Consider the following 25555-nt stretch of genomic DNA (forward strand, 5'->3'; position numbering starts at 1 on the left):
CCCCCCCACTACTGTTTTAACTTCCGAGGCCCCTTCCGTCCTGGCTGATGGTTCCGGGTCACCAGCTGAAAAAGCCGTGCGCCGCTTCCTTGGTTTCCAGGTGGAACACCAGGTTTTGGGGCCCTTGCGGCACCACGATGACCATCCACTCCTCCATGCCGCTGGGCTGGATCGACCGATTGTCCAGTTTGCGCACGATGAGGTCCAGGAAGGTTCCGCTGTCCGATTGCGAGGATTGCTGCACGAGTGCCAGTTCCCGCCTGGCATTCGTGGCACTTCCCTGGGCATGCGCGGCCTGCAGGTTCGCCAGGTTCTCCTCCACCATTTTCGCCTGAAAGCCACCCAACGTCTCATCCCCGTTCCCGGTCAGGAGCGCCGAACCGTGGATCCGCCCGAGAGCCTCGGCCAGATCCCCGAGGCAGTGCCCGGGCAACCCGGGTCCCACCCACTCCGGCTCGTTGGTGATCATGGCTGTTCCGGCATTCACCCAGTCACCCGCGGCAGCCAAGAGGTCCGCGGCGATCTGAGCTTCGGTCCCCGGGGATATCCCCACGGGCACCGCCACGCCGCCGGAACGCGGGCAATCGGGCGGTAGCTCGGCCAGCAGATCGGGAGTCGGCAGGGTGGACGGCGCAGGTTCGGGCGGATCCGGCACCAGCACGGTGCATGCACCCAGGGTGCTTGCCAGCAGGCCGCCGGCCAACAGCCACGGAATCCGCCTCATGCCTCAAAATCCTACGCCCGGGTGGACAGGATGCGTGTGTGTCCGGACACCGCGGGAATGAAACCGGACGGGCCCTAGTTGCCGCTAATGTGAGCATTCCTTTGTCGATCCTTGATCTTGCCCCCATCCGCCGTGGCGGTTCCGCCGCCGAGACTTTCGCCCAGAGCGTCGAATTGGCCCAAACCGCCGAGGCGACCGGCTACAAGCGCGTCTGGTACGCCGAACACCACAACATGAACTCGATCGCTTCGTCAGCGACCTCGGTGCTCATCGGCCACGTCGCCCACCACACCAGCACCATTCGTTTGGGCTCCGGCGGCGTCATGCTGCCCAACCACTCGCCGCTGGTGATTGCCGAGCAATTCGGCACCCTCGAAACACTTTTCCCGGGCCGCATCGACCTGGGCCTCGGGCGTGCGCCGGGCACCGACCAGGCCACGTTCCGGGCCATGCGCCGCGATCCCGCAGCCTCCGATGCGTTCCCGCACGATGTGCTCGAGCTGCAGGCGTTCCTCGGGGACACCTCGCGCATCGAGGGAATCCACGCCTACCCCGGGCGCGGAACCAACGTTCCGCTCTACATCCTGGGTTCAAGTCTCTTTGGTGCCCGGCTGGCCGCCCAGCTGGGCCTGCCGTACTCCTTCGCCTCGCACTTTGCCCCCGATGCCCTGGTGCAGGCGACGACCGCGTACCGCAACGAATTCCGCCCCTCCGAGTTCCTGGCCGAGCCATACGTCATTGCCGGTGTCGGCGTGGTTGCCGCCGGGACCAACGCCGAGGCGCAAGTCATCATGGAACAGGTTCGCCGCGATCGAATCCGCATGATGCTGGGACGCAACCGCGAAACCGAGTTCACCGATGCCGAGGTGGAAATGCTGTTGGATTCCCCGCACGGGGATTCGATCATGAAGATGCTCCAGTACACCGCGGTGGGCGACGGATCGGCAGTGGCCGAATACCTGCACGAGTTCGCCCGCACCGCGCAGGCCGACGAGCTGATCACCGTGCACAATGCCGGCGAGCCGGACCAGCGCCTGGAGTCGGTGAAGATCACCGCCAAGGCCATGTCCATGGCACCGGCGAACTAGCCACACCATAATCGGCATATGCAAGACGGCCACCGGGATTTCCCGGTGGCCGTCTTGCATATGCTTTCGGCGGACCCTACCGGCCCGGCAGCACCCAGCGGCGCACGCCCATGACCAGCACCGTGGCAAGCAGGACCAAAAGCAGGCCGTCCGCGGCGATGTAGAAGTAGTGCCAGCTTGAACCGCCGGCCTCGGCCCCGGCCAGCACCGCCTCGGTGCGCTTGGCCAGGAACGGCCTGATCAGCGCGATCTTGGCGAGCAACACGGCACCCAACCCGGCAACCACCCACAGGTATGCCCGATCCATGCCCCGCTTGATGCAGGAAGCGGCGAGCACGATGAAGAAGACCACTTCCACGATGTTCATCGCGGCGAAAACCAGCTGCCCGATTCCCAGGCCCAGCGCCAGGGTCATCCCCGGGGCCATGAACTTCAGCGGCGTCTCGATGAACGAAATCCCGATCAGCAAACCCAGCCACAATGCAGGTGCCAGGATCCTTCCGGCGGCGGCAAGCAATGCCGGGCGGTTGATGGCCGGTGTGAAGAATCGAGGGGAAATGTCGCTGTCCATATATCGACCTTACTCCGCCTGACGGCCTGCTTCGGTGCACGAAAAAGTGCCCATTCCCATACGGTCGGATGCAACATAGGCTGTAATCAATCGGGGATCAGTCGCAGTTCCCGGCCTATGGAGAAAAGAGGGGCACGATGAGCAATAGCTTTGATGACACCGTCTTCGATGAGCCGATCGACGACGACATGTACGAACCCGGCGACGGACGGGACGGCCAGCCCTACGAAGGTTCGTCCGACAGTCCCGAGTCCATGACCGCCCTCGATCCACTGCGCAAGCACCTTTATCTCCTCGATGACGACCTGACCGCCGAGGACGATACCGACGACGAGGAAACCGTCGAGGAAGAGTGGACCGAGGACGAAGTCCTCGAGGAAGAAAACCACTAGCTTCGCCGCCCGTCTAGGATGGGACGGGCGCGGTCCATCAGTGGTCCGCGCTCTCACCCCGCCCGAGGCACAGGAGATTCAGTGGTCAACCCGGTTCATTTGCGCACGCTGCTGGAAGTGGTGACGCAGAAGTCCTTCGCCGCCTCCGCCCTGCGCCTGGGCTACACGCCCTCGGCGGTCTCGCAGCAGATGTCGGCGCTGGAACGCGACACCGGGACAACCCTTTTCACCCGCGGTGCCAAGAGCATCGAGCCCACGCCCGCGGCCCTGACCATGGTGCGCCATGCCAAGCGCGTGCTCACCGACATCGACGCGCTCATGGCAGCGACCTCCATCCCGGACCTTGACCCGAGCGGCAAGCCGTTGCAGGAACTGCGCATCGGCATTTTTCCGTCCCTGGCCACCTATGCCCTGCCCAAGCTGCTGGGATCCCGGGACTGGGACCAGCTCGGCATCGCCCTGCGCGTGAACGTGGGAGAGCCCCACCAGACCATCACCGGGCTGCGCCAGGACGGGGAGCTGGACCTCGCGCTGATCTTCCAGGTGGGCCAGGGAGGTCTCGCATGGCCGGCGCAGCTGGAACGCCAGTGGCTGGGCGACGACCCGTTCCGAGTAGTGGTTCCGGCATCCTGGAAACTCGACGGCACCTCCGTCTTCAGCGCCGCCCAGCTGGCGGACATGCCCTGGATCATGCACCATCCGGGCACCAGCGATGCCACGGTGATCTCCCGGCTCTTCGCCGCATTCAACATCCATCCCCGGGTGGTCGCCCATTCGGACGACTTCAATGCCTCGCTGCACATGGCCGCCGCCGGGCTGGGCGCCGCGCTGGTTCCGGAGCTTGCCATGCTGCGGGCACCTGCAGGCATCCAGGTGATCGACGCACCCGAGATCCGTCTGGCCCGCAGCATCTTCGCGCTGCGTCCGGAGGGTCGGGACAACCCCAAGGTCGGGGTGTTCATGGACCGGCTCACCAACGTCTTGGCAGAGCTGAGCATCGGGCCCAAGCGGCGCTAACCAAGGAGGGGGGTCGCATCAGGGCGGTCGCAACCTGTGGGTCCTGGCACCCCGGTTGGACAGGATTCCGGACGGGGAGCATCGTTGCAACGCGCATCGCACCTTCGGTGCGTTGAACTCAGTCCACGAAGGTTGGCTTCGCTTACAACGAAGTAATACCGGAGCTATCGGCTCCGATGACCGTGTCCGTGGCGAGGGGAGTCAGGCTCTCATCGGTTCCTCCGCTCGTGATGCGGCACCAACCCGTATCCGCGTCGAATTGGGTCCACCACACCTCCGCGGGATCACTGCCGTCGCGGCGAATGGTGACGCTTCCTCGTGAATCCAATTCCGGCTCGTCAACCATGACAACCCCGTCAACCGCACCTGCCGGGGTTCCTGGGACGGCAAGCCAGGACGACTGGGGTGAGTATCCCCAAAGGTAGAGAAGAATGCCGTTGGGCATCCCGACGTCCACATGAACCGCATCCATGGCCAACGAGGCAGGAGAACCCCTGCGTGCCGCCACTTCGCCCGGATCATTCGGGATGAAATCGAATGCCTGATCGGCCACGCGGTACACCACACGGTCGGAAATTGGCGAGGTGAGCGGAATGACGTTCACCTAGAAATCCACTACCACCAGGATGCCGACAACGCCGAGGCTGAGCACCGCGATGCTCATCGCGAGGATCGCCACGACGTCGGCCCGCAGCCGCTCGGATTTGATCCCGTGGGAAGCCACGGTATACCGGTGGCGCTGCGTGGCATAGATGCCTCCGGCCGCCAGCAGTGCCAGCACGATCATTGCCAGGATCCCCACCCCGTAATGGGGCAGCCAGCGCAGGAAGACCAGTGCGGCAACGCAAAGCGAGAGCGTGGTCCGTCCCCATGACATGACGGTGCGTTCGGGCTGCAGCCCGGGGTCCAGGTGCAGGGGCGGCCGCGGCGCGGTGCTCATTGGTCCAGGGCGATCAGTACCGCCACCACGGCTGCGGCCAGGGCGCTGCCCAGGCCCAGGATCGGGATGATCAGCGGCAGCGGCAGAGGCTTCGTTTGGCGCATGGACATCTCGATGCTGCGCCAGCGCAAGGCGGCACCGGCGCTGATAAGCATGCCAATGACAATGAGCAGCACCGAGATGCCGGTGCGCAGCGGACCGGGGAAGGCGGCTGCGGCGAAAGCCTCCAGGGCGATGCCGCCGGCCAGGAAGGCGAGGGCGGTACGGATCCAGGCCAGGAAGGTGCGTTCGTTGGCGAGCGTGAAGCGCGGGTCCGGTTCCTGTCCCCCGGGCAGGACGAGTTTGGCAAGTCTCCCGCGTTCGTCGTTCTGGTCGGTCGATGCCATCAGCCGGCGTGCTCCCTTGTCTTTGTGTCTCCACGACCCGGCAGTGTCCCCCGCCGGAAATCCTTTTCAGGATACCGGGCAGTCGATGATGCGGGCCAACCACCCGTTCCATCGAGCCGGGTGTTGGATTATTTGCCGCCCACAAGGGTCTGCCGCGGCTTGAGCACCACACTGCTTGGCTTTGGGGTTCCGGGTTCCAGGCAAATCACCTCGCCGTCGCTGGCAGCTGCCACTGCCTGGGCAATGCCCGCGCCGGCCTTCACCGTGGTGGTGCAAAAGTTCCCCGGATCGATGGTGGTTTCCACCGGAGGCCCAACGCTTGGCTCGATACCCGTGATCCAGGCCGAACGCGCACCCACGCCGGAATCCTTTCCACGGAACTCCTTCCCAGGCAGGGTCTTGGACCGTCCGGACATGGATGTGGCCGTGGCAGAGACGATGCCCAGGTCCTTGCCACGCTCGAACTCCACGCTCACCACATTTTCGAGCCCAAAGACCTCGGCCATCTCTTCCTGGCTGGTGACTTGCTCCCAGGAGTCGTAGGGGTTCTTGGCGCTGGCCTCCAGCGACCAGGGATCGGGACGCGAACGCAGATAGGGTCGCGCGGCACCGCCCCAGACGTCCTCGCTGTCGCGGGTGGCACCTCCGGTCGAGGAGGAATACAGGGTCTCGGCCAGCCTCCCGTCGTACACCACGACCTTGCCGCTGCGCGGAACGCCCGCGTCATTGCGCTTTATCGTCGCCTCCACCGCGGCCTTCCACCTGGCCCCGTAACCGGATTTCTCGTTCTCCTTCTTCCAGCCGGTGAATTTCTGGTCCTGGACCTCGTCCGTGACGTTGCAGTCGCAGGAATCCCTGACCGTGTTCAGCTTGCGCATGGCGTACGTCCGGCCGGCAATCGCCTGGGCCTGCAGCACGGCGCGGGGCCACGACGAGGGGACCTCGGCCAGGCCATAGAGGTATTCGTCGTTGAGCCGCAGCGCTGCCACCAGGTTCACCCGGTCATCCAGTAGCCCCGCTTCCAGGTAGCCATGCCTGTAGACCCCGGGTGCCGAGGATTCTTCGTTGGCTCCGGGCACCGAGATCGTCGCACGGTTTTTCGCTGGCCAGTCGCGGGTGCCTTCCCACAGAATGGTCAGCTTGCCGGTGACCTTGTTGGCTTCGGCCACCGGATCCACGTCGGGAACGCCGTCTTCGTCTTTGTCCCGCGGAACCACGTCGAATCCCTCCGGGGTCCTCAACTCGTAGGCCAACTGCGATCCCGTGCTTCCAAGGACGAGTTTTGAGCCCGCCGGTGCCGTGTAGGTTTGGTTGGCCGTAGGGTCGATGACTAGCATCTTTCCGCCGGCAACGACGACTTCGCTGGTCTTCGATGTCAGCACCTGGACCCGGATGTCGCTGGAAGCTGCGGTGCTGCTGGACGTGACCTTGGCGGGGTTGTAGTAGTACTCCAGGATGTCGGTGGCGCTGCTCCCTCCGGCAGCCATGGCCCGGGCCCCGTACTGGCTCATGCCCACACCGTGTCCCCAGCCAGCACCACTCACCGTGAAGTCGGGAAGTTCGGTGCTCGCGGGCAGCCAGTAGGAGGTCCCGTCGGGGCGCACCCCGAGAATACCGCCGGTGAAGGGCTGTCGGGTATCGCTGCCGGCACTGTAGTGCCCACCGCTCGGAAAACCGAAGGGGCCGTTTTCCCAACCGGTGTCGGCCCAGGCCCGGACCAGGTCATGGGGCACCAGCACCGCCGGAGACGTGGCGGCATACACCTCGATCCCCTCGGGATCGGAGCGCCACAGCATCCCGTCGTGGAACTCGCCCGCCTCGGCATCGGCTTTCCCAGGCCTCTCCGACTCCTTCTCCGGGTGGTCCTCGGTGGCGATGGGTGTGAGGTTGACGCCCTCGGCCACATGCACGGGCGACGCGGCAATGGCCGGAGCCCCCGGAACCAACAGGACGGCGAAAAGCAGGACGGCGGCAGACATGGCGATTTTTCTCACGGTGTTTCCCCAAACAACATTGCGAGCGGCAGTCCAGGTGGTGCCGGCTGCCTTTGGGGACGATCCTACGTCAAGCCGACGCGGTAAACACCCCCTTCCCGTGGACGACTTCGGGGCCACGGCCCGGCTGCCTGGGTCGACAAAACCAAATCACCGGATTTGCTGTTGGGGGGGCATGGCGTTGTTGCCGCACCCGGGTTTCGCATCGGAGCCGGTTCGGCGATATCTTGGCATCAACCACACATCGGCACAGCAAGGAACCAGGACCATCACGATCACCAGCCATATCCGCTCCACCCGCAGCGGGCCCCTGGGCCTCATTGAGCTCCGGAGGCCCACAAGCATCAATGCACTCACCGGTCCGATGCTCCGGGAATTGACCGATGTGTTGGAAAACTGGAGGACCGACCCGGCGGTGTCAATGGTGGTGCTGCGCGGGGAGGGCGTGCGCGGCTTCTGTGCTGGCGGGGACATCAAGGACTTCCACCAAGCGGTGACCAACGGCGGGCACTCCGGATTCCTGGGCCTGCTCGCCCTGGAATTCAGGCTCGATGAGATGATCGCCAGCTACCCCAAACCGGTACTCACCCTGGTCCACGGGCTGTGCATGGGCGGCGGAATCGGCCTGGCCTCCCATGCCGCCATCCGCATCGCCACCCCCGAAGCGCATTACGCCATGCCGGAGGCGCGCATTGGCTACAGCCCGGATGTGGGTGCCACACACCTGATGGCCCGGGCACCGGGACACCTCGGCGAATACCTGGTGTTGACCGGCGACACCTTCACCGGTGCGGATGCGGTGGAACTCGGCTTTGCCGACATGCTGGTCGATGGGGATCGTTTCGAGGAGGTCATCGAGGCCCTGCCCGACTTCGCGGCAATGCCGGCACCCGACATCGCCGCCGGGCTGGAGGTGTTCTTCGGGTCCTTTGCCGTTTCCCCGCTGGCCAGCGCGCAACCGTGGATCGATGCGGCCTTCGGTGCGCCGACGCCCGAGCAGATCCTCGAGCGCCTCGATGCCATGGCCCATCCCGCGGCCCGGGCGGCGGCAGCCCGGATGCGCGCCAATTGCCCCACCTCACTGCAGTGCGCGCTGTTGGCGGTGCGCGCTGCCCGGGAGGCGGACCACCTGCCCTCGGCCCTGGCACGGGAGCTGCGCGTGGCCGACTATCTGATGCACCGCGATGACCTGGCCGAGGGGATCCGCGCCCAGGTCATCGACAAGGACCGCAGCCCGGCATGGAACCCCTCCGAGTTGGCTCAGGTGGACCGCGAGGCCATTGCCGCGGTGATCGCCGACCCGCAATAGGCACGGTCCCGCCGGCACCGTCTCAATCGTCCATGGAACGCAGCGGTGCGATGGCACCCAGCGTCGCCGCGGCAGTGGTCACCCCCAGGGCGAGGAACACTCCCCCGGCCCCCAGGGCGGTGGCGAAGACGCCGACGCCCACCGGGATCACTGTCTGCCCCAGGCGGTTGCCCAGCAGGCGGATCGACATCCAGGTGCCACGGGTGCCTTCGGTGGCGGTCATCGACACCACGCTCATGCTCAGCGGCTGCCCGAGGCCCAGGGCGAGGCCCGCAAGCACCAGCAGCGCCGCCATTGCGGGGGTCGGCAGCGGAAGCACCAGCAGGCCGATCAGCACCGCTGAGATGCCGGTGGAACCGAGCAGCAGCCGCGACCTTCCCACGGCACGGACCAGCCGGTCCATCGCCAGCCTCGAGAGCACCGTGGCTGCTGCCCGCAACGCCAGCAGCACCCCGACCGCCTGCGTGGAAATTCCCCGTTCCACGGCCAGCGCCGGCAGGTAGACCTGCAGCAGGTCGATGGTGCACAGCACCATCATGCTCAGCCCGATGGAGGCGACCAGCGTGTTGCGGGCAGCGGGCTGGACCCGCAGTGCGGTGCGCAGCTTCACCGGCGCCTTCGGGATAACGGACTTGCTGAGTGTGCCGCCGTGCCGGGCCATGAGGACACCGGTGGCCAGCACGCCGGCGGCTCCCACCAGGTAGGCCAGCAGCAGCACCGAGGTGTCCGGGGCGACCGCGGCCCCGCCCAGCACACCGAGCAACAGCGGCGCAACGGTCTGGGCCACCGCGGTGACCATGGTGTAGAAGCCGAATACCCTATCCATGTTGCGGTTCGTGGCCGATGCCAAACGGCTTTGCTCACCGAGAAGGCTCATCAGATGCCCCACGCCCAGGAGCAAGTTCCAGCCCAGCAGGGCCGGCAGGGACGGCGCGGCGAAAAGCAGGCCGGCCCCGGAGAAGATCAGCAGGGCAGCACCCACCAGCAGGATGTGACGTTCCTTGCCGCGGTCCGCGGCACGGCCAATGAACACGGCCAGGAAGACCGGCAGGATGGAGAAGCTCGCCACCACCAGGCCCAGCAGCCCGGGGTCAACGCCGAGTTCCAATGCCTTGTAGGAGGTTGCCGGACGCACCAGGTACACCGCTGCCTGCAGGAAGAAGGCGTGGGCGAGCAGCGAGGGGAACCCGATGCCCGGCACGGTGTTTGAGGAGGTCATAGGGACATTATTCCGAGTCGCGAATCGCCGCCCGGCATTGATGACGGGGAATCAACCCCGATGTGGCGCGGTCTTGGGTGCGGGCCTGCCCTCCGGCCGCTGGGGGTTCGGGTGTACCGGCTCCACGGTGCGGTGGGTGGAGTCCTTGGGTTCCACGCGCTTGGGCGCGACGGTCTTCTCCACCGTCGGCGCAGGTTCGCGCTGGGTCGGCCACGGCATCGGGGCGTGCTCGCCGAAGTTGTCGGCGTCGGCCTCCAGCCAGTCCGGTGCCCACCCACGGGGCGGCTGGCGCAACAGCTCGCCGGGTTCCAGCCAATGGTGCAGTCCCGCGTAGCTGCGAGTGGTCAGGTGGTCGACGCGGCGGCGCAACATCCTGGTATTCAGCTGCGCCGGGTTGGTGACGCCCATCGAGGCCATCAACTGTGCGGCTTCCTGCACCGTGAGCTTGTGGTAGTTGTAGACGCGGTTGCCCTTGTCTTCCACGTCCAGCGCGCGGACGAGACGCGGGTCCTGGGTGGCAACCCCGACAGGGCATTCATTGGTGTGGCATTTCTGCGCCTGGATGCAGCCGGTGGCCATCATCATGGAGCGGGCACTGAAGGTGAAGTCGGCGCCCTGGATCAGCCGCTTGAGAACGTCGGAACCGGTGGCGACCTTGCCAGCGGCCCCGAGCCTGATCTTGCTGCGCAGCCCGCACCCGACCAGCGCGTTGTGCACCAGCATCAGTCCCTCGGTCAGCGGGGTGCCCACGTGGTCCTCGTATTCCAGCGGCGCTGCGCCGGTGCCTCCCTCGGATCCGTCGATGGTGATGAAATCGGGGGTGATTCCGGTTTCCAGCATGGCCTTGCACATGGCCAGCACGTCGGTGCGGGAACCGACGCAGAACTTGTAGCCGACTGGCTTGCCACCGGCCAGCTTGCGCAGCCGGGCTACGAATTGCATCAGCTCCCGTGGCGTGGAAAAGGTCGAGTGCGAGGCGGGGGAAATGCAGTCAACACCCATGGGCACCCCGCGGGTGGCTGCGATCTCCGTGGTGATCTTGGCCGCCGGCAACACTCCGCCGAGCCCGGGCTTGGCCCCCTGGGACAGCTTGATCGTGATGCCCTTGACATGTTCGTTGGACGCCTTGGTCGCAAAGACCCCTGGATCGAAGTTTCCCTCGGCATCGCGGCAGCCGAAGTAGCCGGATCCGATTTCCCAGAACAGGTCGGCGCCGTGTTCCAGGTGGTACGGGGCCAGCCCGCCCTCGCCGGTCTCATGGACGAAGCCACCCATGGCCGCGCCCTTGTTCATGGCCAGAACTGCGTTCTTGGACAGCGAACCGAAGCTCATGGAGGAAATGTTCATCAGGGACATGTCGTAGGGCTGAGTGCAATCCGGTCCGCCGATGCGCACGCGGTGCTGGTCCTTCGCGACCTCGACCGGGACGGTGGAATGCAGCAGGTATTCGTAGCCGACCTCGTTGACGTCGCGTTCGGTGCCGAAGGCCTTGTGGCTGTCGGCACCCTTGGCCCGTGCGTAGATCAGTGAGCGGGTGTCTCGGTCAAAGGGTCTGCCGTCGGTGTTGCGCTCGATGAAATACTGCTGGATCTCGGGGCGGATCGACTCGAGCAGGAAGCGCATGCGTCCCAGCACTGGGAAATTTCGCAGGATGGCGTGCCGGGTTTGCAGGACGTCGTGGATCCCCAGTGCCAACAAGAGGACCACCACCCCGGCAACGATCCACCAACCGGCGGGGCCAAGCGTTGCGGCGACGATGGCGACGAACCCGAGGACGGACAAAAGCGCCAAAATCAGAAATCTCACCATGAGTGCGAGCCTACAGCCAGGGGCGGGGCCGCGGCAGCCTTCGTGCACCGAAATCGCCGGTGCGAGCTCGAAGCTGCGCGAAGGATCCCGGCCTTGCGTTCCACATCCCGGCCATGGCGGCGGGGCCAAGTACATGACCCCGCCACGGCACGCGGGAACGCGGGAACGCCTTAGACGGTCACGGCCACGGCCACGGCTTCCTCGAGCTTCAGCGGACCGAGCTCGGCGAGGAATTGGCCCGGGCCGGGGTTCGATTCCGCGTCCTCGCCGCCTAGGTGCCTCAGCACTCCCCACACGGCGTTCAGTCCGGTGGTCACCGCTCCCTCGGCCCAGCCCGCCGTCCAGGAGACGTCGTCACCAGTCAGGAAAATCCCGCGGTGTTCGGCGGCCAGGTGCTGCTGGTCGAAGTGCGTATACAGGCGCTCCTGGTAGCGGTAGTGGCCGGGCAGGTTGGCCTTGAAGGCCCCCATGAAATTCGGTTCGGCCTCCCAAGACACCGTGATCGGCTGTCCGACGATGTGGCTGCGGATGTCCACGTCCGGGTAGATCTTCGCCAGCGAGTGCAGCATCAGTTCCATGCGGCGCTCGGCCGAGAGTGAGAGCCACTTCAGCGCATCGTCATTCCAGGTGTAGGACAGCAGGATGACCGCAGGCTTGTCCTCGCCGTTGTCCAGCAGGTAGGTGGCGCGGTTCAGCCGGTCGGTGAGAGTCATGGACATCGGGAACTCACCGCTCACCGGGTCGCGGTCCTTCCAGAACGGGCGGTCCACCATCACGAAGGTCTTCGACGACTGCATGTAGTGCGAGCGTTCGATCGCGGTCCACAGCTCGGCCGGGAACAGCGATTCCTCGGTATCGATGCCGGTGGACAGCAGCCAGGACTGAACGGAGGAGACGACCGCCGGGTAGGTCTCGGTGCGCCCGAACCGTTCGGTGATCTCGATGGCGTTGGCACCGTTGAAGCCGGGAGCTTCCGAGCGGCCGATCTTGGCCACGGCACCGCGCGGGGCGCCGGAGTGAAGCGAGGACAGGGTCGTGCCCCGGGGCCAGTGAGCCAGCTCCGCAGGTGCGTGGTTCCACAGGGCATGAGGCAGCTTCGCCGCCCCGCCGCTGATGCCGCGGTGGTTGTCGTCCGCATCGGTGTAAACCACGCGCAGGATCTCCAGGATGGAGTTCGAGAAGTCGGTGTCCCATCCACCGGAACCGAAGCCCACTTGGCCGAAGGCCTCCCGGTGTTCGAAGCCGGCATCCTTGAAGGCCCTTGAGTTGGCGATGAATCCATAGAAGCTCTCCTCGTCGAAGTCCTCCAGCAGCGAATTCCAGATCCGTTTCACTTCGTGCGCATCGCGGGACCTGATGGCCTGCTGCATTTCATCAAACTTGGCATCCTCACGCAGTGCCCTTTTCCAGGCATCGGCAACCTCGTGGAAGAACTGAGGCAGATCCTCTTCCTTTTCCACGTAGACTTTTTTGCCCTTCAACTCGATGACCGTCGAGTCGGTGGGAGCCGCCAACGGGTTGGGGAAATCATAGGTGTCAAGACCCAGCAAGCCGATGTAGTGGTAGAGCGCCTTGCTGGAGACGGGGAAACGCATGCCGCCCAGGTCGCACGTGACCTCAGGGGCGGACGAGAAGCTGGCTGTACGCAGCCGTCCGCCGATTTGGTCGGCCTCGTAGACAACAGGCTTGAGGCCGATTTTCATCAGTTCATAGGCGGTCACCAGGCCTGACAGACCCGCGCCGATGACGGCGACTTCGGTGCCATGGAGCTCTTCCGGCACGCTGCCCAAGCCAGCGGGATGCTGCAGAAAAAGGTCGTAATTGAACGGGAAGTCGGGATTGAGCATGTTGATCGTGCCATTGGCCTGCGGAATCGAGGTCATCTTCTTGGTCCTTCGGTTGTTTCTCGGAATGCTGTCATCGACCGCAGTCGGCTATTGCCTGCCGATATGTGTGTCGATGTACTGCTGTTTGCTCAGGGCCCCAAGCCTGGACCGGCGGCGTCCGTAGCCCAGGTAGAGCGCCACACCGACCAACATCCACACCCCGAACACCAGCCAGGTATGCCAGGAGAGGTTGAACATCAAGAACAGGCAGGCAGCGATTCCCAGCAGCGGGGTGAGCGGGTACAGCGGCACCTTGTACGTGCGCTGGGCCAGTGGCTGCCGGCGGCGAAGATAGATGACCGAGACGCCCACCAGGGCAAAGGCGAACAGGGTGCCGATGCTCGTCGCCTCGGCCAGGGCTCCCAGCGGAATGAACCCGGCGGTGATGGCCACGATGCCGCCGGTGATGAACGTGCCGGCCACCGGGGTTCCCGTTCGGGCGGACACGCGGGAGAAGACCGCCGGCACCAACCCATCGCGGGACATTGACAGCAGGATGCGGGTTTGGCCGTAAAGCACCGTCAGCACCACCGATGCGATGGCCAGCACGGCGGCGACCGCGAAGAGCAACACAATCCACGGTTGTCCGGTCAGCTCGCCGATGATCTGCACGAGCGCCGCTTCCGTGCCCTCGAACCACGTCCAGTCACGGGCTCCGATGGCGGAGACAGCCACCAGCACGTAGGTCACGGTGACGATGACCATCGAGAGCAGAATCGCGCGGGGCAAATCGCGCTTGGGGTTTGTGGCTTCCTCGCCTGCGGTCGAGGCTGCGTCAAAGCCGATGTAGGAGAAGAAGACAATCGAGGCGGCACCCGTGACGCCGGCCGCACCCATCGGCAGCAACGGTTCGAAGTTCCCCGCGTCGAAGGCGGTGAAGGCCACGATGGAGAAGAACACCAGGATGGCGGCCTTGATCATAACCACCACGGTGTTCACGATCGCCGATTCCCTGGCTCCACGCGCCAGGAGCAATGTGGCGAGCACGACGACCACCAGCGCAGGCAGGTTCACCATCCCGCCCTCGCTCGGCCCGCCGGCAAGTTCCACGGGAAGTTCCATGCCAAATGTGCGTAGCGCTTCGTTGACGTATTCGCCGGCGCCCACTGCCACCGCGGCGACGGAAACCGCGTATTCCAGGACCAGGCACCAGCCGCAGACCCAGGCGATTCCCTCACCCATGGTGGCGTATGAGTAGGAGTAGCTGGAGCCGGAGACCGGCACCATTCCCGCCATCTCCGCATAGGAGAAGGCAGAGAGCAGGGCCGTGATCCCGGCAAGGACAAAGGAGATCCAGATGGCCGGGCCGGCCACGGGGACCGTGGCACCCAAGACCACCAAGATGCCCGTTCCCATGGTGGCTCCCACGCTGATCATGGTCAGTTGCACCAGCCCCAGGCTGCGGCGCATCTTGCCGTTTCCGGCATTGTCCTCGGCTTCCCGGGCCATGGAACTGATCGATTTTCGTCGCTTGAGCTGCTGCCCCAGGCGGACGGGTGCCCGGCGCTCTGCTTCGATGGTGGTTTGCATATGCGAATCCTCGTTTGAACGGTTTCTGGGAGTTGCCGGTTTCCAGCCTAAGTGTGTGACTCCGCTCTCACTCCGGGCCAAATTGAACTAAAGTTGTTCCCCATGGGACAAATTGCACCGGATCAGGGGGCCTCACTTCGCCCGAGCCTCGACTTCGCCAGGCCTTGGGACTCCATCACGCTGGCCCGGTTCCTGCGCCAGCTTCCCACGGGAATCACGGTCCTGCACGATGCCGGAGACCGCCCGCTGCGGTGGGTGGAACCCAGCGACATCGACGACCCCACGCCCTACCTGGTTGATCATGAACTGATCCTCACCAGCGGCTTCCCCCTCGTGGAACATGCTGCAGATGCCGCCAAAGTCCGCCAATTCGTTGCCCGACTCGTCGACGCGAACGTCTCGGCCCTGGGCTTCGGGCTTGATCCCTATTTCTCCGCCGTTCCGCCCACCGTGATCGACGCCTGTCGCGAATTGGATTTGCCTTTGTGGCAGATTCCGTCTTCCTTGCCCTTCGCGGCAATCGGGCTCGCCTTTGCCAAGCTCATGGAGGCCGACAATGCCCGGCTGCTGCGGGAGAACGCTGAAGCGAATCGTCACCTGATGCGTTGCGTGGGCAGCGAGCACCCCGAACAAGAGATCGTCACGGTGCTCGCACACCGAGCCAAGGCTGCGGTGCAGTTGCTGGACCAGAGCGGTAGGCTCCGCCATTATGCCGCACCGACGGGCATCCAACCCGCCCAAGGCCAGGAACTGGAGACCCTCCTGGCACAGGCCTCGGCTGCGCAGGGAGCCAAGCTGGTGGTGGGCGAATCCGCAGGACATCACCACTTGGCTTTTCCAATCAGACCAACGGCAACCTCCGGGGCTCGGGTTCCACCTCTGCTTGGGGTCCTCCAGCTGAGTTTCACACACCAGCCCGGGGCCGCCGAACACAATCTCATGTCCACCGCATTGGGGCTGCTGGAAGTTGTCGCACGTCAGCGCGTCCTGGGCTCGGTTGCTCCCGCGCAGCTGGCCACGGCACTGTTGCTGGACGGCACCGAGTCAATGGACGCCGGAGCCATGGAATTGTTCAATAGTTCCCTCGGTGGCGCCTTGCGCCGAGCGCCACGGGTCGTCGTTACCATCCCCCGCGCCCAGTCGACGGCCCAAGACCCAAGCCACGCGCTCACCCGGCTTCGCTCACTTCTGGACACCAAGCTGGTGCTGCACAGCGGGGGGCGGTTTGCCGCCATCACGCGCAGCGAACCGAACCAGGAACTGCTTGATCGCATCGAGGCGGCCGGATACCTGGCTGCATTTAGCCGTCCTGTTGATCCAGTCCACGGAGAAGGGCAGGGAGTCTCGCTGGCCGCGGACCTGCGCGAGCTAGCGGGGCAGGCCCGCGGATTGGTCCCGCGTCTTCTCGATGAGGGGCGCAGCCTCAGCGCGGACCAACTGCCACAGTCCTTTTCCGCGTTGTTGCCCCAAGAGGCCAGCCGACAGCTGGCGGCGCATCTGCTGGGCAATTTGTTGCAGTTGCCTGCCAAGCGCCGGGACCTCTACCTGCAGGTCTTGCGGGCATGGTTGGACGCGAACGGGTCGTGGGACGCAACGGCGGCGGCCATCGATGTCCACCGCAATTCCGTGCGACGGCACATTGCCTCGATCAGTGAGATTCTGGACATGGACCTGTCCCGGGCAGAGGTGCGCTACGAGCTGTTCCTGGCACTTCGGTTCCTGCCCTGACACGCGGGTGGGCTAAAGGCCCCAGTGACGATAGAGGTCGGGGCGACGCTCGCCCAGATAGGGGATCTCGGCGCGGGCCTTGGATGACGTTTGCGGATCGATCTGCGCAAAGAGCAGCTGCTCGCCGTGGGAGCCCATGGCAAGGACCCGACCGAAGGGGTCGGCAACTACACTTCCACCTCCCAAGGCAAAACCGTCCTCAACGCCGGCGTGGTTGGCGTAGGCAACGTAGAGCTGACTTTCCAAGGCGCGCGTGGGAACAACCGTCGTACTCACCGACTCGTAGCCACGACCCAAGGCGGTGGGCACCAGGAGCAGCTCCGCACCTTGCAAAGCTGCCGCACGCACCGACTCAGGGAACTCGACGTCAAAGCAAATGATCATGCCCACCTTCAGCCCGTGGTGGTCAATGATGGTTGCCGGACGGTCTCCCGGGCTGAACACTTCCTTTTCTTCGTCTCCGAACAGGTGGACCTTGACGTAGCTGCCTCGCTCGACTCCGTCCTCGTCCACAAACGTTGAAGTGATCTCCCAAATGGATTCCCGGACCGCCGGTAGCGAATAGACGATGGCAATTGAGTACCTGGCAGCAATTAGACGCAATTCATCGTGGAGTGCAGGCAGCGAAGCGGGATCCAGCTCGTCGCGCAACCTGCGCGGTGCGTAGCCAACCGCAAACAGCTCTGGGGTCAACAGCACATCGGCCCCGGCCGAGGCAGCGCGCTGGGCAGCGTTGTCGATAGTGGCCAGGTTCGCGGCGTCATCCAATACGTGCGCCTGCGCCTGCAATACGGCCAAAAGCATACGTTCCTCCAGGTCTCAGTCAGTGCTCGATATCAGACTACGGTCACAACACTGGTGACCGTGTTGGCCATTTGGCACCGCAGCCCGACATTCCCGGGATGAATCGCACCAACCGGACCGAACCGTGGCCTTCGTCCTGGCCGCCAGTGATAACTTCCAAGGCGGACCTGGTCGGGACCATCATCCGCCGCCCCGACCAGATCCGCCCGATTTGGCTGACGTCCACGCTTCCAATCGATAGCGTCCGGCAGTTATCCGGCGGTCGTTCGGAGGGGTGGCGGTTTGCCTCCTCGATCGTCATTTTCGTTGCCCGGCCAAGACAGGCCGCCGACCAATTCGGTGTTGAGGAGGTCAATAACCTACCCGCGAGTAAGTTATTTTCTCAAAACCCTTGCAAACCTACCCGTCAGTAAGTTCAATGGTTCTAGCCCCTTTGTAATTCAGATCACAGATCAACCTTGGGTCCAGCCGGACACCGGCAGCAGGACCCTCCCGCTTCACCCGGCCACGGACAGTGGCGTACTTTTGTGCGCCCAAAATCGCCGCGGCCGTCCGCTTTACCGTCCATCTCTTTCGACCCCCAAGGAGTCCAGTTGAATGCACATATTGCAGCCAAAAGGCACACGCTGCTGCATGCAATCATCACGGTTTTGCTCGGCCTGTTCCTCATAGCTTTCGTGGCCTTTTACGCGATGTTCTCTTCCCAGGTGGCGACCGGTGCATCCGCCCTCAACAACGGCATGGGAAAGGCCAATGACGGCGTTGCCAAGCTCGCCGACGGATCCACCGGGGCGGCCGCCGGTGCAGCCGAACTGGCCAACGGGACCGGCGCGCTCACCGAGGGCGCCCGGAAACTGGCAGAGGGCGCGCAAAAGGCCGCAAACGGAGCAGGAAAGCTGAGCGAAGGCGCGACTTCGCTGCACGTCGGGACATCCAGGCTTTCGGCCGGTGCCCAGGAGGCCGTGACGGGTTCGGCAAAACTCGGCAATGGGGCCGCAGACCTATCCACGGGCACGCAAAAAATCGCCGCCGGTACCGACGCCGTCGATGCCGCGGCAGGCAAGCTCAACGCCGGCGCCGGGAAGCTGGCCACCGGAGCCAAGGACGCGACAGTGGGTGCAGGTGCACTCAGTGCGGGATCTTCTAAATTGGCCGCCGGCGCGGGGTCACTCGCCGCGGGCACCAGCACCCTGGATGCCGGAGCACAGTCGCTCAAGGACGGATCTCTTCAGCTCTCGGCGGGCATGTCCCGGCTGGGCCTGGGCGCCGGCAAGGTCGACACCGGCGCGCAGGACCTCTCGGCCGGCGCACAGCAGCTCTCGGCGGGTGCCGGAGCGGCCCACGACGGCGCACAGCAGCTCGCCGCGGGAACGCAGGCGGCAAATGCCGGTGCACAGAAGCTAGCCGCCGGCACCTCCAGCGCAGCCGCGGGATCCGATGCCCTTGCGGCAGGCAGCGGCAGGTTGCTCGGCGGAGTCGAGGAACTGGCGAGCAAGGCCCCCGCCCTGGTCGAAGGCGTGGCGACACTCAAGGACGGCTCGGGACACCTCACCGCCGGCAGCACCAGGCTGGCTGCGGGAACCAGGGCCCTGGCCGATGCGGCACCGCAATTGCGCGGCGGCATCGTGGCGGCACAGGAGGGTTCCGCGGGCGTCGAGGCAGGCGCCAAAGGCCTGGCCGACGGGCTGGACAATGCCGATGCCAAAACGAAGGACTTGACGGCCGGTTCCGGACGTCTTTCCGTCGGCCTGGGTGATCTTGAGGAGTTCGTGAAAGCGAACCCGGCGGTGCCCGCGGGCCTCCTACTTGAAAAGATCAACGCACTGCATTCCGGTTCCCAGGACCTCAACGACGGAATGGAGAAGCTGCAAGCCGGGACCACCAACCTGTCCACCGGGGCAACGAAGCTGGCCGCCGGCAGCGGACAGTTGGCCAAAGGCATGGATTCCCTGAAGCTGGGGACCAAAGACCTAGTTGGTCAAACAGACTCACTGAATGACGGGGCTCAGGCCATCAAGTCCGGGGCCGCCAAGCTCGATGGCGGACTGGGCAAACTCAGCGAGGGGTCCAAGGCACTGGGCGAGGGCATCGGCACGCTGAAGGCCGGAGCCACCGACCTCGATGCCGGTGCCAGGAACCTCAACGCCGGTCTCGGACAGCTCGATGCCGGGTTCAACGACTCCTCCAAGGGCCTTCTGGCCGGACTGGGATCCCTCGGCAACGGGGTCTCCCAACTGGCCGAGGGCACCGATGCCCTGGCCGCCGGCACCACCAAGCTCAGCACCGGGGCCGGCACGCTGGCCAAGGGAACCGCTTCGCTCCAGGACGGAGCGGGCAAGCTCGCCACCGGCGCCGACGCCTTGGCGGTGGGTGGCACCAAGCTGGCGGACGGCACTTCGGCCCTGGAATCCGGGGCCGCCAAGCTCAACTCTGGCGCCCGGGAACTGGCCGCCGGCGGCAAGAAGCTTGTTGCCGGAACCGACAAGCTGGCCGCCGGAACCGGCGAGCTGAAGGCGGGCACCTCCAAGCTGGCAGCCAAGACCCCTGCCCTGGCGCAAGGCGCCGACTCGGCGGCGGCAGGCGCACACAAGCTCGAGGCCGGGGCCGGAAAACTGGCGGCGGGCAACGCCAAGCTCGCCCGCGGTGCAGACGAGCTAGACGCCGGCGCTGCCAAGCTCGCAGGCGGCACCGAGACTCTGGGGCTGGGCCTGGAGGCGTTGCGCAAGGGCACCGGGGACCTCTCAACCGGAGCCACCAAGCTCGACGACGGCGCCAACAGGCTCGCCGAAGGAAACTCGCAGCTGGTCACTGGGCTGTCCACCCTGTCCGAGGGTTCCACCCAGTTGGCCAGCGGCACCTCGCGGCTGGAAGCCAGCACGCGGGCGGTCTCGGCGTCCAAGATCGGCAGCGGCCCCGGCGCGCTGTTGCTCCTGATCCCGGTGGCGCTGTTGTTGATCCCGGCGCTGATCATGATCCGCAACCGCCGGCACCTGCGCGGCTAGACCACGCCCAACATGGCGCTTGGGCCATGAACACGACAGGCGCAGCCGGTGCGGCCCTCCCCCGGGGGGCCGCACCGGTTGCGCCATTGTCGTCTCCTACCGGTTCCGCCACCTGCCTTGCTCCGGCCGGTAGCAAACCGACAGGTCCGGGAATGCCTCGATAGTCCACGGTGCTGTACCAACCATGGACATCAATACCATTCCCATCACAACGATGGATGGACAGACGACTTCCCTGGCGGAACATGCAGGCAATGTCATTTTGGTGGTGAACGTCGCCTCACGCTGCGGCCTCACCCCGCAATACGCGAAGCTCGAAGCATTGCAGCGCACCTACGCGCAGCGCGGCTTCACCGTACTTGGCTTCCCCAGCAACCAGTTCATGCAGGAGCTGGGTAGCAACGAGGCGATCGTGGAATTCTGCTCCAACACCTACGGCGTCACCTTTCCGGTCTTCGACCGCGTTCGGGTCAATGGCAGGAACGCCCACCCGCTCTACACCGAACTGAAGAAGACAAAGGACGCCGCGGGGAAGGCGGGACGCATCACCTGGAACTTCGAGAAGTTCCTCCTGTTGCCTTCCGGCGGGACCATGCGCTTCCGGCCCCAGACCGAGCCCGATGACCCCGAGATCATACGCGAAATCGAAGCCAATCTGCCAGGTTAGACGAAGACCCCGCAGGTGCCCGGCGGCTTCGGCGTCCGTTCCTCCCGCCGCAACCGTCTAGGTGTTCGGGCTCGGGCTCGGCTAGCGTGGAAGTTCTCTTAAAAATGACTTTGAAGTGAGGAAATTCGTGGGAGCAACAATCCGCATTGGCATTGCAGGCTATGGAAACCTGGGGCGCGGGGTGCAGGCAGCCATCGCCAAGAACCCCGATATGCAACTCGTGGGCGTCTACACCCGACGGGACCCGGCGACCTTGGCACTGCCCGGCGGCGCGTCGGCCTTCCACATGGACGAGTTGGCGAAGCACACCGAGGACATCGACGTGCTGATCCTGTGTGGCGGTTCCAAGTCCGACCTGCCCGCGCAGGGTCCGGCATTGGCCGCCCTGTTCAACACAGTGGACAGCTTCGACACCCACGCGAAGATCCCCGAACACTTCGCCGCGGTGGATGCCCCCGCCACCGCGGCGGGCAAGACCGCACTGATCTCGGCCGGCTGGGATCCGGGAATGTTCTCCATCAACCGCGTCTACGGCGAGGCGCTGCTTCCCGACGGAGAAACATACACGTTCTGGGGCCGCGGCCTGAGCCAAGGACATTCCGATGCCATCCGCCGCGTTCCCGGCGTTGCCGCCGGTGTCCAGTACACGATTCCCAGCACCGAGGCCATCGCCAAGGTCCGCGCCGGCGAGCGCCCGGTCCTGGAAACCCGCGATAAGCACGTGCGCGAATGCTTCGTGGTGCTCGAAGACGGTGCCGACTCCGAGGCCGTCCGGACGGCCATCGTGACCATGGAGCACTACTTCGACCAGTACGACACCACGGTGAACTTCATCGATTCCGCCACACTGGCCTCCGAGCACACCTCGATGCCGCACGGCGGATTCGTCTTCCGCAGTGGTAACACCACAGACGAGCATGCCCAGGTCATTGAATACTCGTTGAGCCTGCAGTCGAACCCGGAATTCACTTCCAGCGTGCTGGTGGCCTACGCCCGCGCCGTGCACAGGATGAACCAGGCCGGCCAGACCGGTGCGAAGACCGTGTTCGACGTGGCGCCGGGCCTGCTGTCGCCGAAGTCGCCGGAGCAGTTGCGCGCCGAATTGCTGTAACCGCATATCTCCGAGGCCGGGGCCTGTGGATGCTGTCCCATCCGGTCCGCACCCACGGGCCCCTGGCATTTATATTCGAACTAATGTCGGGGCCTGTCACGGCGAGGCTTCTGCAGCCAGGGCCTCAGCAAGCGGGTGGTCACCGGCAAGAAGATATAGGTCATCAGCGGGGTCAGGATGCAGATGTTCAGCAACACCGCGAACATCAGCGGCCAATCCCGCAACAACGGCATCAGCAGGAAGTTGGACAGCAGGCTCAGCGGGAAAAACGGCAGGAAGATGCTGACCGCCTGCTTCCACCGCGGGGGCACCACTATGTCGGGAATGGTGAGCTTGGTGTCCCCGGGCTGCTCGAACCAGCCCTCGATCCCCGTGCGGTGTTCCACCTTGGTGATTTCCACCAGCTCCGCGGCACTGTCCATCCACCAGCGCCGCTCGGCGGACTCATCCCAGGCTGCCAGCGCCTTGGCGGAGGAGAATCGGTAGAGCACGTGCCATTCGTTGGAGTCTGGCGCGGTGCGAATCCAACCGGACCCGAGGTAGCCATCCCATTCGCGGGCCAGTTCCTGGCCCGCTTGGACCCAGGCGTTGAAGCGTCGGTGGTGTTCTGGCAGTACCGTCCGGGTGATGGAGACGGTGATGGGCGTCGCTTGTGGCATGCCCACAATCTAACGTCCTGCCGCCGTCTACGCCCAACCCACCACCAGCCGCGCCGCCTGGACCGGTATCGTCGGGTCAACGCCGGTGAGTTGGGCAAAGCGCTTCAGCCTGTTCATCAGGGTGTTGCGGTGGCAATACAAGCGGTCTGCAGCCTGCGAGATACTGCCGGTTTCCAGGTAGGCGGCCACCGCCTCTCCCAGTCGGCGGCGTTCGGTGGTCCCGCATTTTTCCAGGGCCCGCTCCACCTCTCCGAGTCCCGGCGCTCCCGCCCTGTCGAGCTCGCGCCTGGCCATGCGCGCCCAGCCCCGCGTCCAGGTCATGGCTCCCTGCTCCGCCGGCTCCAGCAGCTTGGCCAACGATGCGGCGACTGCCGCCGCTTGTGGAACCCGTTCCAGGGTGCAGCCTTCCACGATCAACCCGCAGGTCAGCCGTTCAAGGCTCGCAAACAGCCGCTGGGCCCGCGATCCGGCCCGAAGCCCCAGCGGGAAGAACACCACCAGCGCGTCCGCCCTTGAATAGGTAAACACCTGGTTGCCGGCCCGCGCATCTGCCAGGGCAAGGCGCAGAGCCGGGATGTGGTCCCATGACGCAACCGCCACCACGTATTCCGTCACCAGGTCCTGGCCGAGTTCCTCTGCGATCCGTTCCAGTTCGGCCGGGGTCAGGTTCTTCTCGCTGAACAGCGTCGCGAGGTATCCCTGCCGCACGCTGTCCGCCTCCGCCTGGATCCTCGCGAGCTCTGCGACATAGGCCCGCTGGGTCTCTCCGGCGTAGCCGTCGACCACTTCCCAGACCCGGGTGGTGTGCCCGACTAGCAGCAGGGCGTCCTCCGGCTCGGCAATGCCGGTGATGGCCTCCCAGATCACTGAGAAGTCCAGGCGGATTGCCGTCATCAGCGCCTCGATCGGGACGCCGGCCCGTGCACGGGAGACTCCCACGTCCAGGGCGATGGCATCGCGTTCGCGCAGGTAGTCAGGATGGTCATCCACCGTCTTCATCGCCAGGAGCAGCGCCTCGAAGGAAGCGCTTCCGGTGCGCCTGATTTCACTGACGGGCAGCGGGGAAACGGCATAGCTGGGAACTGCACCGAGGCGTTCAATGAATTCCTCCGTCAGCTCCCCGACGTCCAGCCGCTCCAGCAGCGATGCCCAGCGGAGCGCATCGTCGGATTGGTCGTTTGGCGTGATTCCTGCGAAATCGGGCGTTAACATTCCCCCATATTATGTGCATTTGCACCGTTTGTGGTGTGGAACTCGTTGTGAAACGTGCGCCATGTCACCGCCAATCCTTGGGAAGATAAATGATGTCCCCACCATCCGGATGGCGTGCAGCGACGCATCGGCCCTCCCCTTGAGATTCAGGCAGATAATCCCATGACCCACACTGGAATACTCGAAGCCGGTGCAACACGGCAGATCTCCGACAAGGAGGCCACCAAGGTTGCCATCGGCGCCCTCATTGGCACGGCCATGGAGTGGTACGACTTCTTCCTCTTCAGCGCCGCCGCGGCGCTGGTCTTCAACGTCCAGTTCTTCGCCAGCCAGAACGCCACCGCGGCCGCTATGGCAGCCTTCGCCACCTTCGGCGTCGGGCTCGTGGCACGGCCCATCGGCGGCATGATCTTCGGAGTGATGGGAGACAAGATCGGGCGCCGCAAGACGCTCATGGTCACCATCGTCGGCATCGGCGTGATCACCGGCCTGATCGGCCTGCTGCCGACCTACGCCGCCATCGGCATCGCCGCCCCGGTCCTGCTGGTGCTGCTGCGCATCATGCAGGGCCTGTTCGTCGGCGGCGAGTGGTCCGGCGCCATGACCATCGTTGTGGAAAACGCGCCGCTGCACCGCCGCGCCCGCTACGCCGCATTGCCGCAGATCGGCTCGCCGATCGGCACCATCCTCTCCTCCGGCGGCTTCTTCCTGATGACGGTGTTCTTCTCCCAGGAAAGCTTTGACGCCTGGGGTTGGCGTGTGCCGTTCCTGGCCGCGATCCCGATGCTGTTGGTAGCCCTGTACATCCGCAGCCGCCTCGACGAGTCCCCGGTCTTCAAGGAACTCATGGAAAAGGGCGAAACCGAAAAGGCCCCGATCCGCACCACGCTGAGGGAATCCTGGAAGCAGATCATCATCGGCATGGCCGCCGGCATGCTCGGCATCGGCGGCTTCTACCTGGTCACCGCGTTCGTGGTCTGGTACGGCGTCAATGTCCTGGACTACAAGCCCTCGCTGATGCTGCTCGGAGGCATCATTGCCGCGGTCGTGGAGATCCCGGTGCTGATCATCGGCGGCCGTCTCGGCGAGCGCTTCGGCTCCTCCAAGGTCATCACCTACGGCGGCATCTTCTCCGCCATCATCGCCTGGCCCGCCTTCCTGCTCATCGAATCCGGCCTCGACGTGCTGGTGATTGCCGGCATGACCCTTGCAGTCGCTGCGCTGTCCCTGCCCTACGCCGCCTCCGGCACGGTGCTCACCGGACTTTTCCCGGCCAAGACCCGCTACACCGGCGTGGGCTTCGCGCAGAACACCGCCGGCATGATCTCCGGGTTCATCCCGCTGGCGGCCACCGCCCTGGTCGCCGCGGCGTCAAGCCACTGGTGGCCGGCCGCAGCCATGCTCATCTTCCTCTCCCTGTTCACCGCGGTCGCCGGGGTCATCGCGCCCCGCCTCAGCGTCGACCTGCCCGGCTTCAAGCACTAGCCGCACCCGGCTTGCCGGGGGG

22 protein-coding genes are annotated in these 25555 nt (G+C 65.1%); 9 read left to right on the forward strand and 13 right to left on the reverse strand.

Annotation, left to right across the window (positions count from 1 at the left end):
- Positions 1-58: 58 nt before the first annotated feature.
- Complete coding sequence (locus ACIPUB_RS18220; protein WP_407608675.1) at positions 59-724, reverse strand: hypothetical protein; 666 nt, start codon at positions 722-724, stop codon at positions 59-61.
- An 89-nt stretch (positions 725-813) separates the two neighbouring features.
- On the opposite strand from ACIPUB_RS18220, the gene ACIPUB_RS18225 reads away from it, so the two are divergent.
- Positions 814-1812 (forward strand): LLM class flavin-dependent oxidoreductase, encoded by a 999-nt coding sequence (locus ACIPUB_RS18225; protein WP_407608676.1) that lies wholly within the window; start codon positions 814-816, stop codon positions 1810-1812.
- Between the two features lie 76 nt (positions 1813-1888).
- On the opposite strand, the gene ACIPUB_RS18230 is transcribed toward ACIPUB_RS18225, so the two are convergent.
- Complete coding sequence (locus ACIPUB_RS18230; RefSeq protein WP_407608677.1) at positions 1889-2383, reverse strand: hypothetical protein; 495 nt, start codon at positions 2381-2383, stop codon at positions 1889-1891.
- Between the two features lie 137 nt (positions 2384-2520).
- On the opposite strand from ACIPUB_RS18230, the gene ACIPUB_RS18235 reads away from it, so the two are divergent.
- A complete protein-coding gene (locus ACIPUB_RS18235) occupies positions 2521-2775 on the forward strand; it encodes a hypothetical protein (protein WP_407608678.1) in 255 nt (84 codons plus the stop codon).
- Between the two features lie 81 nt (positions 2776-2856).
- Positions 2857-3792, forward strand: coding sequence for a LysR family transcriptional regulator (locus tag ACIPUB_RS18240; protein WP_407608679.1), 936 nt, complete (start codon positions 2857-2859; stop codon positions 3790-3792).
- Between the two features lie 142 nt (positions 3793-3934).
- Here ACIPUB_RS18240 and ACIPUB_RS18245 read toward each other — a convergent pair whose 3' ends face one another.
- The 4 genes from ACIPUB_RS18245 to ACIPUB_RS18260 form a co-directional block, all read right to left on the reverse strand.
- Complete coding sequence (locus ACIPUB_RS18245) at positions 3935-4396, reverse strand: hypothetical protein (RefSeq protein ID WP_407608680.1); 462 nt, start codon at positions 4394-4396, stop codon at positions 3935-3937.
- Positions 4397-4732, reverse strand: a complete 336-nt coding sequence (locus tag ACIPUB_RS18250; RefSeq protein ID WP_264270227.1) for a DUF202 domain-containing protein — start codon at positions 4730-4732, stop codon at positions 4397-4399.
- Positions 4729-5118 carry a YidH family protein gene (locus ACIPUB_RS18255; protein ID WP_407608681.1) on the reverse strand — a complete coding sequence of 130 codons (390 nt, stop codon included), beginning with the start codon at positions 5116-5118 and terminating at the stop codon, positions 4729-4731. The genes ACIPUB_RS18250 and ACIPUB_RS18255 overlap by 4 nt, the downstream gene beginning before the upstream one ends.
- Positions 5119-5246: 128 nt before the next feature.
- Positions 5247-7097 carry a SpoIID/LytB domain-containing protein gene (locus tag ACIPUB_RS18260; protein ID WP_407608682.1) on the reverse strand — a complete coding sequence of 617 codons (1851 nt, stop codon included), beginning with the start codon at positions 7095-7097 and terminating at the stop codon, positions 5247-5249.
- Positions 7098-7287: 190 nt separating this feature from the next.
- Here ACIPUB_RS18260 and ACIPUB_RS18265 point away from each other — a divergent pair, with 190 nt between their 5' ends.
- Entirely contained in the window at positions 7288-8421 is a 1134-nt protein-coding gene (locus ACIPUB_RS18265) for an enoyl-CoA hydratase/isomerase family protein (protein ID WP_407608683.1), read from the forward strand.
- A gap of 22 nt (positions 8422-8443) precedes the next feature.
- Here ACIPUB_RS18265 and ACIPUB_RS18270 read toward each other — a convergent pair whose 3' ends face one another.
- The 4 genes from ACIPUB_RS18270 to ACIPUB_RS18285 form a co-directional block, all read right to left on the reverse strand.
- On the reverse strand, positions 8444-9640 hold the full coding sequence (locus tag ACIPUB_RS18270) for an MFS transporter (protein ID WP_407608684.1): 1197 nt from the start codon (positions 9638-9640) through the stop codon (positions 8444-8446).
- A 51-nt stretch (positions 9641-9691) separates the two neighbouring features.
- Positions 9692-11449, reverse strand: a complete 1758-nt coding sequence (locus ACIPUB_RS18275) for an FMN-binding glutamate synthase family protein (RefSeq protein WP_407608685.1) — start codon at positions 11447-11449, stop codon at positions 9692-9694.
- A 170-nt stretch (positions 11450-11619) separates the two neighbouring features.
- On the reverse strand, positions 11620-13332 hold the full coding sequence (locus ACIPUB_RS18280) for a flavin monoamine oxidase family protein (protein ID WP_407608686.1): 1713 nt from the start codon (positions 13330-13332) through the stop codon (positions 11620-11622).
- Positions 13333-13383: 51 nt separating this feature from the next.
- Entirely contained in the window at positions 13384-14865 is a 1482-nt protein-coding gene (locus tag ACIPUB_RS18285; RefSeq protein ID WP_407608687.1) for an APC family permease, read from the reverse strand.
- Positions 14866-14967: 102 nt separating this feature from the next.
- On the opposite strand from ACIPUB_RS18285, the gene ACIPUB_RS18290 reads away from it, so the two are divergent.
- Positions 14968-16593, forward strand: coding sequence for a PucR family transcriptional regulator (locus ACIPUB_RS18290; RefSeq protein WP_407608688.1), 1626 nt, complete (start codon positions 14968-14970; stop codon positions 16591-16593).
- 12 nt (positions 16594-16605) lie between these two features.
- On the opposite strand, the gene ACIPUB_RS18295 is transcribed toward ACIPUB_RS18290, so the two are convergent.
- Positions 16606-17397: a carbon-nitrogen hydrolase family protein gene (locus ACIPUB_RS18295; protein ID WP_407608689.1), complete on the reverse strand. Its 792-nt coding sequence runs from the start codon at positions 17395-17397 to the stop codon at positions 16606-16608.
- Between the two features lie 593 nt (positions 17398-17990).
- Between ACIPUB_RS18295 and ACIPUB_RS18300 the strand changes: the two genes are divergently transcribed.
- The 3 genes from ACIPUB_RS18300 to ACIPUB_RS18310 all read left to right on the forward strand — a co-directional run bounded on the left by ACIPUB_RS18300 (position 17991) and on the right by ACIPUB_RS18310 (position 22177).
- A complete protein-coding gene (locus ACIPUB_RS18300) occupies positions 17991-20399 on the forward strand; it encodes a hypothetical protein (protein ID WP_407608690.1) in 2409 nt (802 codons plus the stop codon).
- Between the two features lie 184 nt (positions 20400-20583).
- Positions 20584-21066, forward strand: coding sequence for a glutathione peroxidase (locus ACIPUB_RS18305; protein ID WP_407608691.1), 483 nt, complete (start codon positions 20584-20586; stop codon positions 21064-21066).
- Positions 21067-21193: 127 nt separating this feature from the next.
- On the forward strand, positions 21194-22177 hold the full coding sequence (locus ACIPUB_RS18310; protein ID WP_407608692.1) for a diaminopimelate dehydrogenase: 984 nt from the start codon (positions 21194-21196) through the stop codon (positions 22175-22177).
- An 80-nt stretch (positions 22178-22257) separates the two neighbouring features.
- On the opposite strand, the gene ACIPUB_RS18315 is transcribed toward ACIPUB_RS18310, so the two are convergent.
- Positions 22258-22836: an antibiotic biosynthesis monooxygenase gene (locus ACIPUB_RS18315; protein ID WP_407608693.1), complete on the reverse strand. Its 579-nt coding sequence runs from the start codon at positions 22834-22836 to the stop codon at positions 22258-22260.
- Between the two features lie 27 nt (positions 22837-22863).
- Positions 22864-24048, reverse strand: a complete 1185-nt coding sequence (locus ACIPUB_RS18320; RefSeq protein ID WP_407608694.1) for a helix-turn-helix domain-containing protein — start codon at positions 24046-24048, stop codon at positions 22864-22866.
- Positions 24049-24210: 162 nt separating this feature from the next.
- Between ACIPUB_RS18320 and ACIPUB_RS18325 the strand changes: the two genes are divergently transcribed.
- Complete coding sequence (locus ACIPUB_RS18325; protein WP_407608695.1) at positions 24211-25533, forward strand: MFS transporter; 1323 nt, start codon at positions 24211-24213, stop codon at positions 25531-25533.
- Positions 25534-25555 lie beyond the last annotated feature (22 nt).

Origin of the sequence: Paeniglutamicibacter sp. ORCA_105 (assembly GCF_045798545.1) — a bacterium.
Classification (GTDB): Bacteria; Actinomycetota; Actinomycetes; order Actinomycetales; family Micrococcaceae; genus Paeniglutamicibacter; species Paeniglutamicibacter sulfureus.

What these genes read in the sequence shown, in the direction of transcription:
- ACIPUB_RS18305 (WP_407608691.1), top strand. Translation starts at nt 20,584, where the DNA reads ATGGACATCAATACCATTCCCATCACAACGATGGATGGACAGACGACT.
- ACIPUB_RS18290 (WP_407608688.1), top strand. Translation starts at nt 14,968, where the DNA reads ATGGGACAAATTGCACCGGATCAGGGGGCCTCACTTCGCCCGAGCCTC.
- ACIPUB_RS18235 (WP_407608678.1), top strand. Translation starts at nt 2,521, where the DNA reads ATGAGCAATAGCTTTGATGACACCGTCTTCGATGAGCCGATCGACGAC.
- ACIPUB_RS18220 (WP_407608675.1), bottom strand. Translation starts at nt 724, where the DNA reads ATGAGGCGGATTCCGTGGCTGTTGGCCGGCGGCCTGCTGGCAAGCACC.
- ACIPUB_RS18230 (WP_407608677.1), bottom strand. Translation starts at nt 2,383, where the DNA reads ATGGACAGCGACATTTCCCCTCGATTCTTCACACCGGCCATCAACCGC.
- ACIPUB_RS18320 (WP_407608694.1), bottom strand. Translation starts at nt 24,048, where the DNA reads ATGTTAACGCCCGATTTCGCAGGAATCACGCCAAACGACCAATCCGAC.
- ACIPUB_RS18260 (WP_407608682.1), bottom strand. Translation starts at nt 7,097, where the DNA reads ATGTCTGCCGCCGTCCTGCTTTTCGCCGTCCTGTTGGTTCCGGGGGCT.
- ACIPUB_RS18270 (WP_407608684.1), bottom strand. Translation starts at nt 9,640, where the DNA reads ATGACCTCCTCAAACACCGTGCCGGGCATCGGGTTCCCCTCGCTGCTC.
- ACIPUB_RS18280 (WP_407608686.1), bottom strand. Translation starts at nt 13,332, where the DNA reads ATGACCTCGATTCCGCAGGCCAATGGCACGATCAACATGCTCAATCCC.
- ACIPUB_RS18255 (WP_407608681.1), bottom strand. Translation starts at nt 5,118, where the DNA reads ATGGCATCGACCGACCAGAACGACGAACGCGGGAGACTTGCCAAACTC.
- ACIPUB_RS18295 (WP_407608689.1), bottom strand. Translation starts at nt 17,397, where the DNA reads ATGCTTTTGGCCGTATTGCAGGCGCAGGCGCACGTATTGGATGACGCC.
- ACIPUB_RS18325 (WP_407608695.1), top strand. Translation starts at nt 24,211, where the DNA reads ATGACCCACACTGGAATACTCGAAGCCGGTGCAACACGGCAGATCTCC.
- ACIPUB_RS18275 (WP_407608685.1), bottom strand. Translation starts at nt 11,449, where the DNA reads ATGGTGAGATTTCTGATTTTGGCGCTTTTGTCCGTCCTCGGGTTCGTC.
- ACIPUB_RS18315 (WP_407608693.1), bottom strand. Translation starts at nt 22,836, where the DNA reads ATGCCACAAGCGACGCCCATCACCGTCTCCATCACCCGGACGGTACTG.
- ACIPUB_RS18265 (WP_407608683.1), top strand. Translation starts at nt 7,288, where the DNA reads ATGGCGTTGTTGCCGCACCCGGGTTTCGCATCGGAGCCGGTTCGGCGA.
- ACIPUB_RS18285 (WP_407608687.1), bottom strand. Translation starts at nt 14,865, where the DNA reads ATGCAAACCACCATCGAAGCAGAGCGCCGGGCACCCGTCCGCCTGGGG.
- ACIPUB_RS18250 (WP_264270227.1), bottom strand. Translation starts at nt 4,732, where the DNA reads ATGAGCACCGCGCCGCGGCCGCCCCTGCACCTGGACCCCGGGCTGCAG.